The following is a 7021-nucleotide window of genomic DNA, read 5'->3' as shown; positions in this document are numbered from 1 at the left end:
TCGAGGAAGGGCTTGTCGTCAACAGGATCGGTGCGACACGGCGCGAGCGAATCGAGCGGGTGCGCGAGGCGCTGGTCAGCGCCGGCATGCCGGGCGACATCCTCTCGCGGTTTCCGCATGAGTTCTCCGGCGGCCAGCGGCAGCGTATCGCGATCGCCCGGGCGATCGCGCTGGAGCCCGAATTCATCCTGCTCGACGAGCCGACATCTGCGCTCGACCTTTCCGTCCAGGCGCAGATTATCGACCTGCTGCGCAAGCTGCAGGACGAACGCGGCTTGAGCTATCTCTTCATCTCGCACGACCTCAAGGTGGTGCGCGCGCTGTGCCACCGCGTCATCGTCATGCAGCACGGCAAGGTCGTCGAGCAGGGACCTGTCGACGAGGTCCTCACCAATCCCAAGACCGCCTACACCGAACGGCTCGTCCGAGCCGCTTTCGATGTGGCCTGAGCATATGCCGGAGGTTAGCGTGGCAAGAAATCCCAAGATCACATTCATCGGCGCCGGTTCGACGGTGTTCATGAAGAATATTGTCGGCGACGTGCTGCAGCGCCCGTCGCTTTCGGGCGCGACAATCGCGCTGATGGATATCAATCCGCAGCGGCTGGAAGAAAGCGCTCTCGTCGTCAACAAGCTGATCGCGACGCTCGGCGTGAAGGCGAAAGCCGAAACCTATTCGGACCAGCGCAAGGCGCTCGCCGGCGCCGACTTCGTCGTCGTCGCCTTCCAGATCGGCGGCTACGAGCCCTGCACCGTCACCGACTTCGAGGTGCCGAAGAAGTACGGCCTGCGCCAGACCATCGCCGACACGCTGGGCGTTGGCGGCATCATGCGGGGTCTCAGGACCGTGCCGCACCTGTGGAAGATCTGCGAGGACATGCTCGCGGTCTGCCCCGAGGCGATCATGCTGCAGTACGTCAACCCGATGGCAATCAACACCTGGGCGATATCGGAGAAATACCCTGCCATCAGGCAGGTCGGCCTCTGCCATTCGGTGCAGGGCACGGCGATGGAGCTGGCGCACGACCTCGACCTTCCCTACGAGGAAATCCGCTACCGCTCGGCCGGCATCAACCACATGGCCTTCTATCTGAAGTTCGAGCATCGCCAGGCGGACGGTTCCTACCGCGACCTCTATCCCGATCTCGTGCGCGCCTATCGCGAAGGCCGCGCGCCCAAGCCCGGCTGGAACCCGCGCTGCCCGAACAAGGTGCGCTACGAAATGTTGACGCGGCTCGGCTATTTCGTCACCGAAAGCTCGGAACATTTCGCCGAATACACGCCCTATTTCATCAAGGACGGCCGCCCCGACCTGATCGAGAAGTTCGGCATCCCGCTCGACGAGTATCCGAAGCGCTGCATCGAACAGATCGAGCGCTGGAAAGGCCAGGCCGAAGCCTACCGCTCGGCCGACCGGATCGAGGTCGAGCAGTCGAAGGAGTACGCCTCGTCGATCATGAACTCGGTCTGGACCGGCGAGCCGTCGGTGATCTACGGCAATGTTCGCAACAATGGCTGCATCACCTCGCTGCCCTTCGATTGCGCCGCCGAGGTGCCGTGCCTGGTCGACGCTTCGGGCATCCAGCCTACGTATATCGGCGACCTGCCGCCACAGCTGACGGCGCTGATCCGCACCAACATCAACGTCCAGGAACTGACGGTGCGGGCGCTGATGAGCGAGAACCGCGAGCACATCTACCATGCGGCGATGATGGATCCGCACACCGCGGCCGAGCTCGATCTCGACCAGATCTGGTCGCTGGTCGACGACCTGCTCGCCGCGCACGGCGACTGGCTGCCGGCCTGGGCGCGTAAGGGTGGCCGGAGCAAGGCCGCCTAGGCGCCGGCCTTTTCGCGCGCCACAGCCTGCCAGCCGATGTCGCGGCGGCAAAAGCCCTGCGGCCAGTCGATGCGGTCGAGCGCGGCGTAGGCGCGTTGCTGCGCTTCGCCGACGGTCGCACCCGTCGCCGTGACATTGAGCACGCGGCCGCCATTGGCGACGAGCGCGCCGCCGTTGATGGCGGTGCCGGCATGGAAGATCTCGGCGCCGTCGCTGGCGGCCTCTTCAAGACCGCGGATGACCGAACCCTTTTCCGGCGTGCCGGGATAGCCCCTCGCCGCCATCACCACGGTCAGCGCCGCATCGTCGCGCCAGCGTATCGAGGTATGCGCGAGCTGGCCGTCGACGGCAGCGTTGAGCAGCACCAGGAGATCGTCCTTCAGCCGCATCATCAGCACCTGGCATTCGGGATCGCCGAAGCGGGTGTTGTATTCGATAAGCTTCGGCCCCTTGTCGGTGATCATCAGCCCGGCGAAGAGGATGCCGGCGAACGGCGCGCCGAGCTCGGCCATGCCGTGCATCGTCGGCTCGATGATCTCGCGCATGGTTCGCTCGACCATCTCGGGCGTCATCACCGGCGCCGGCGAATAGGCGCCCATGCCGCCGGTGTTGGGGCCGACGTCGCCATCACCGACGCGCTTGTGGTCCTGAGCGGTGCCGAAGGGCAGCGCCGTGGTGCCATCGCACAGGCAGAAGAAGCTCGCCTCCTCGCCGGTCAGAAATTCCTCGACCACCACCTCGGCGCCGGCGGCGCCAAAGGCGCCATCGAAACAGGCGTCGAGCGCGGCGAGCGCTTCGTCCAAGGTCATGGCGATGGTGACGCCCTTGCCCGCGGCGAGCCCGTCGGCCTTGATGACGATCGGCGCGCCCACCTTCTCGACATAGGCCCTCGCCGAGTCGAGGTCGGCGAAGCGGCCATAGGTGGCGGTCGGGATGTCGTATCTAGCGCAAAGGTCCTTGGTGAAGCCTTTCGAGCCTTCGAGCCGCGCCGCCCGCTTCGACGGACCGAAGACGCGGATGCCCTCGCCGCGCAAGTCATCGGCAATGCCGGCGACCAGCGGCCCCTCCGGCCCGACGACGACGAGATCGATCTTGTTGTCCTTGCAAAAGCCAGCTACCGCGGCGTGGTCGGCAATGTCGAGCTTGACCAGCTCGGCGTCACGGCCAATCCCCGGATTGCCGGGCGCGGCATAGAGTTTGGTCAACAGCGGCGAGGCCGCGATCTTCCAGGCCAGGGCATGTTCGCGGCCGCCGGAGCCGATCACCAAAACGCGCATGCCGATATCCCCAGTCATCCACGACAGGACCTCCCGCTATTGCCCCGGGGCCGGCGGGTCAAGGCTTTTGGCTCGCTCGATGCCGGTTGCGCACGGGAACGTCGCGCCAGGGGCGCCACGTTCCACGCCGATGGGCGGGTCACGTCGGCGCGGTCAGCGCTGGAAAACGACCGGAAACCAGTCTTCACGCAATTTCGGGCCGGGCTGCATGCCGTGCCCCGGATAGGGCGGCGAGGTGCGACCCGGACGCTTGACATAATGCGCGCGGCCGCTTGACGGCGCTCACCGCTGCTGCCACTCCAGCACGATGGAAACCATCCAGTCGAAAGCGGCGCAGGGCCGCGTCGCAGACGCGCCGAGCGGTCACTGGGTCTACCGCGCGCTGCCGCGCGGGCTCTGGCCCTATGCGCAGCTCGCGCGCTGGGATCGCCCGATCGGCTGGCAATTGCTCTTGTGGCCGTGTTGGTGGTCGGCCGCTCTTGCGGCAAGCGCCTATCCGCGTCCGACGGATCCGCTGCTGACCCTGCTGCCGGCGCCCTGGTATCTCTTGCTGTTCCTGGTCGGCGCGATTGCCATGCGCGGCGCCGGCTGCACCTATAACGACCTGGCCGACGAGGACATCGACAGCCAGGTCGAGCGCACGCGCTCGCGGCCGCTGCCGGCAGGCAAGGTAACGCGCCGGCAGGCCTGGATGTTCCTGGTCATCCAGGCGCTGGCGGGCCTGGCGGTGCTGTTGCAGTTCAACAGCTTCGCCATTCCGCTCGGCGTCGCCTCGCTCGTCATCGTCGCGGTCTACCCGTTCATGAAGCGTATCACCGACTGGCCGCAATTCGTGCTCGGGCTAGCCTTCTCCTGGGGCGCGCTGATGGGATGGGCGGTCGAGTTCGGCGATCTCGATGGCCCGGCCATCATGCTCTATATCGGGTCAATCCTGTGGGTGATCGGCTACGACACGATCTACGCACATCAGGACAAGGAAGACGACGCCATCGTCGGCGTGCGCTCGACGGCGCGCCTGTTCGGCGACAACACCAGGACCTGGCTGGTCGGCCTCTATGGCGGCGCGCTCGCCTGCTTCGCCATCGCCTTCGCCTCGGCGCAGGCGCCGATGCCGGCGCTGGCCGGGCTGATCGCCGCCGGCGCGCATATGGCGCGACAGATCGCGAAGCTGAACATCGACGATGCGGACCAGTGCCTCAGGCTGTTCAAGTCGAACAACCAGGTCGGCTGGCTGATCTTCCTCGGCCTGATCGGCGGCGCGCTATGGGTGGCGCTGAAGCCGCTGCTGTAGTTCTCCCTTCTCCCCGTTCAACGGGGAGAAGGTGGCGGCAGCCGGATGAGGGGCAGCGAGCCTTGCAGGCAAGGAGAAAATGTACAGCGGTTATACGGCCTCTGATCGGCTTTCGATGTGGCCAAACCCTGAGGTCGGCGCCGCCCCTCATCGCCCTGCCGGGCAGTGACGGGGAGAAGAAGGCTGTCATCGGCGGTTTCGCCAATCGCCAGCGGACTATTCCCGCGCGATGATCTCCTCGCCGTCGACGACGAGTCTGAGGCCAAGATTGCCCGCCCTACGGCGGGCGAGGAAGCGCGGGCGGCGCGTGGTCGAGATACGACCCTTGCGGCGCTCCTGGGGCGGCAGCGCCTTGATGGCGGCGCCGAGCGATTCCTCCAGCGTGCGAGCAACGCCGTCGGCCTCGATCAGAAGCATCGGCAGGCGATAGGCATCGGCCCAGGCGCGCCAGTCGGCGGCGACGTCGTCGAGGTCGTCGGCGACGAGCAGTGGCACCGACAGCATCGGATCATTGTGCAGCAGCTCGAGCGTCACGGTGACGTTGCCGTCGGGGTCTTCCATGGCGCGGGCGGCAACGCCGCGAAACGCCTTGGCAGGCAGTGCGATGATCGCCGGCACGCCGCTCATCTCCAGCATGCGGCGAATGACGGCACCACGCTGGTCGATGGTGAAGGTAACGTCGCCATAGTCGTCGCGTGTCGCATAGCTCACCATCTGCGGCAGGCGGAATGGGTCGAGACGCATGTTGCGCCCTGCCCAGACTGGCTTCAGTCCAGTGTTCATCGAGTGCCTTCCTGTGTCTCCTGAGGGCCGTTTACCGGTTCTCTCCGGGCCAGTTTTTTCCGGCCTCGCTTATGCGGAAACATTAGCGCTGGCTCCTTACCGCCGCGCTTAAGAAAGTCGGTTAAATTTTGCTGATCTCGGGGATGGTTATCGGAATGCAACCACCCACAACATGTTGGAAGGATCAGATAACCTTACCGGGATTCATGATGCCGGCGGGGTCGAAGGCCGCCTTCACCCGGCGCATCAGTTCGATCGCCATCGGCGGCGCCGTGGCGATCAGTTCGTCGCGCTTCAGCTGGCCGATGCCGTGCTCAGCCGAGATCGAGCCATGGAAGGAGCGCACGACCTCGTGCACGGCCTGGTTCATGGGATGGTAGAGGTCGAGAAACGCCGCGTCCTGCCAATCCACGGGGCGGGAGATGTTGTAGTGGAGGTTGCCGTCGCCCATATGGCCGAAGCAGACCACGCGGGCGCCGGGACAAACGCTCTCCACCACGCCGGCAGCCTTGTCGATGAAGTCGGGGATCGCGGCGATCGGCACCGAGATATCGTGCTTGATCGAGGCGCCCTCCGGCTTCTGGCACTCTGGCAGCACCTCGCGGAAATTCCAGAAGGCGTCGCCCTGGCCAAGGCTCGCCGCGATCGCCGCGTCGCCGACAAAGCCCTGTTCGAGCCCGGCCGACAGTATTTCCTCGATCAGCGCCCTGCCGTCCTCCTCGGAGCGGCCGGAGGAGACCTGCATAAGCGCATACCAAGGCCAGTCGTCGGCCAGCGGCCGGGTGACGCCTTGCGCATGCTTCAGCGTGTAGTCATACGGCCGCTTGCCGATCAGCTCAAAGGCGGTGAGCGAAGCGCCCGCCCGGCCCATCGCCAGGCTGAACAGGGAAAGTGCATCGCGAGGCGACGACAGGCCGGCAAAGGCGACCTCCCTGCCCTTCGGCTTCGGAAACAGCTTGAGCACGGCGGCGGTAATGACGCCGAGCGTGCCTTCGGCGCCGACGAAGAGGTTCTTCAGGTCGTAGCCGGTATTGTCCTTCTTCAGCTTGCGCAGATCGTCGAACACCTCGCCGGTCGGCAGCACGACTTCGACGCCGAGGCAGAGCTCGCGCGCATTGCCATAGGCAAGCACGCCGGTGCCGCCGGCATTGGAGGAGAGGTTGCCGCCGATCTGGCAGGAGCCTTGCGCGGCAAGCGACAGCGGAAACAGCCGGCCGGCAGCGTCGGCCGCTTCCTGCAAGGTCTGCAGGATGACGCCGGCCTCGACGGTGACGGTGTTGGAGAGCACGTCGATCTCGCGGATGCGGTTCAGCCTGGACAGCGACAGTATGATGTCATGGCCGGACTTGTCGGGCACCTGGGCGCCAACCAGTCCGGTGTTGCCGCTCTGCGGCACGACGGGCGTTTTGGTCTCGGTCGCAAGCCGCATGATGCGGCTCACCTCCTCGACGCTGCCCGGCCTCAGCACCAGCGACGTCCGGCCGTGCCAGAGGCCGCGCCGTTCGGTGATGTAGGGTGCGATCTCGGCCTGGTCGCGCAAGGCGTATTTCTCGCCAACGATGGCCGCGAAACGGTCGACAAGGCTGGGGTCGAGCTCGAAGGGCTGGTCGTCGGACTGATCGTTCATGGGGCCAGAACCTATGGCGCTCAGGCGATCTTGTCACGGGGTGCTGCGGCGCGCGACAGCCGGTCGTTGATCGCCTCGCCCAGACCGTCGAAAGGGATCGGCTCGACGGCGATGGTCGCGGCGCCGCTGCGGTCGAGCTCCTGCATGTAAGCGAACAGGTTCGCCGCAGCCTCGCGCAGATCGCCCGCCTCGGAGAGGTTGCGC

General features: G+C 65.9%; 7 protein-coding genes and 1 pseudogene. 3 read left to right on the top strand and 5 right to left on the bottom strand.

Going from position 1 to position 7021, the window contains the following annotated elements:
* Positions 1-449: ATP-binding cassette domain-containing protein (locus EN781_RS20960; RefSeq protein WP_127400291.1), on the top strand; the 449-nt coding region annotated here is incomplete at its 5' end.
* Between the two features lie 19 nt (positions 450-468).
* On the top strand, positions 469-1839 hold the full coding sequence (locus tag EN781_RS20955; RefSeq protein ID WP_126055957.1) for an alpha-glucosidase/alpha-galactosidase: 1371 nt from the start codon (positions 469-471) through the stop codon (positions 1837-1839).
* Here the strand turns inward: EN781_RS20955 and purD are convergent.
* Positions 1836-3116, bottom strand: coding sequence for a phosphoribosylamine--glycine ligase (gene purD, locus EN781_RS20950; RefSeq protein ID WP_126055958.1), 1281 nt, complete (start codon positions 3114-3116; stop codon positions 1836-1838). The two genes, EN781_RS20955 and purD, sit on opposite strands and share 4 nt — an antisense overlap.
* Before the next feature lie 153 nt (positions 3117-3269).
* Positions 3270-3380 (bottom strand): annotated as a pseudogene (locus tag EN781_RS35410) (phytanoyl-CoA dioxygenase); the annotation flags it as partial.
* A 43-nt stretch (positions 3381-3423) separates the two neighbouring features.
* Here EN781_RS35410 and ubiA point away from each other — a divergent pair.
* Positions 3424-4407: a 4-hydroxybenzoate octaprenyltransferase gene (gene ubiA / locus EN781_RS20940; protein ID WP_126055959.1), complete on the top strand. Its 984-nt coding sequence runs from the start codon at positions 3424-3426 to the stop codon at positions 4405-4407.
* Between the two features lie 216 nt (positions 4408-4623).
* Here the strand turns inward: ubiA and EN781_RS20935 are convergent, their stop codons facing one another.
* From EN781_RS20935 to EN781_RS20925, 3 genes are all read right to left on the bottom strand, one after another.
* Positions 4624-5190, bottom strand: a complete 567-nt coding sequence (locus EN781_RS20935) for a DUF6101 family protein (protein WP_126055960.1) — start codon at positions 5188-5190, stop codon at positions 4624-4626.
* Positions 5191-5374: 184 nt separating this feature from the next.
* Complete coding sequence (locus EN781_RS20930; protein ID WP_126055961.1) at positions 5375-6817, bottom strand: FAD-binding oxidoreductase; 1443 nt, start codon at positions 6815-6817, stop codon at positions 5375-5377.
* Between the two features lie 20 nt (positions 6818-6837).
* Positions 6838-7021: Sua5 family C-terminal domain-containing protein (locus tag EN781_RS20925; protein WP_281034385.1), on the bottom strand; the 184-nt coding region annotated here is incomplete at its 5' end.

Origin of the sequence: Mesorhizobium sp. M4A.F.Ca.ET.090.04.2.1, assembly GCF_003999085.1 — a bacterium.
Classification (GTDB): Bacteria; Pseudomonadota; Alphaproteobacteria; order Rhizobiales; family Rhizobiaceae; genus Mesorhizobium.
This window is presented reverse-complemented; position numbering and strand designations above follow the sequence as displayed.

Coding starts and splice junctions, on each gene's coding strand:
- purD (WP_126055958.1), bottom strand. CDS start 3,116: ATGCGCGTTTTGGTGATCGGCTCCGGCGGCCGCGAACATGCCCTGGCC.
- ubiA (WP_126055959.1), top strand. CDS start 3,424: ATGGAAACCATCCAGTCGAAAGCGGCGCAGGGCCGCGTCGCAGACGCG.
- EN781_RS20935 (WP_126055960.1), bottom strand. CDS start 5,190: ATGAACACTGGACTGAAGCCAGTCTGGGCAGGGCGCAACATGCGTCTC.
- EN781_RS20930 (WP_126055961.1), bottom strand. CDS start 6,817: ATGAACGATCAGTCCGACGACCAGCCCTTCGAGCTCGACCCCAGCCTT.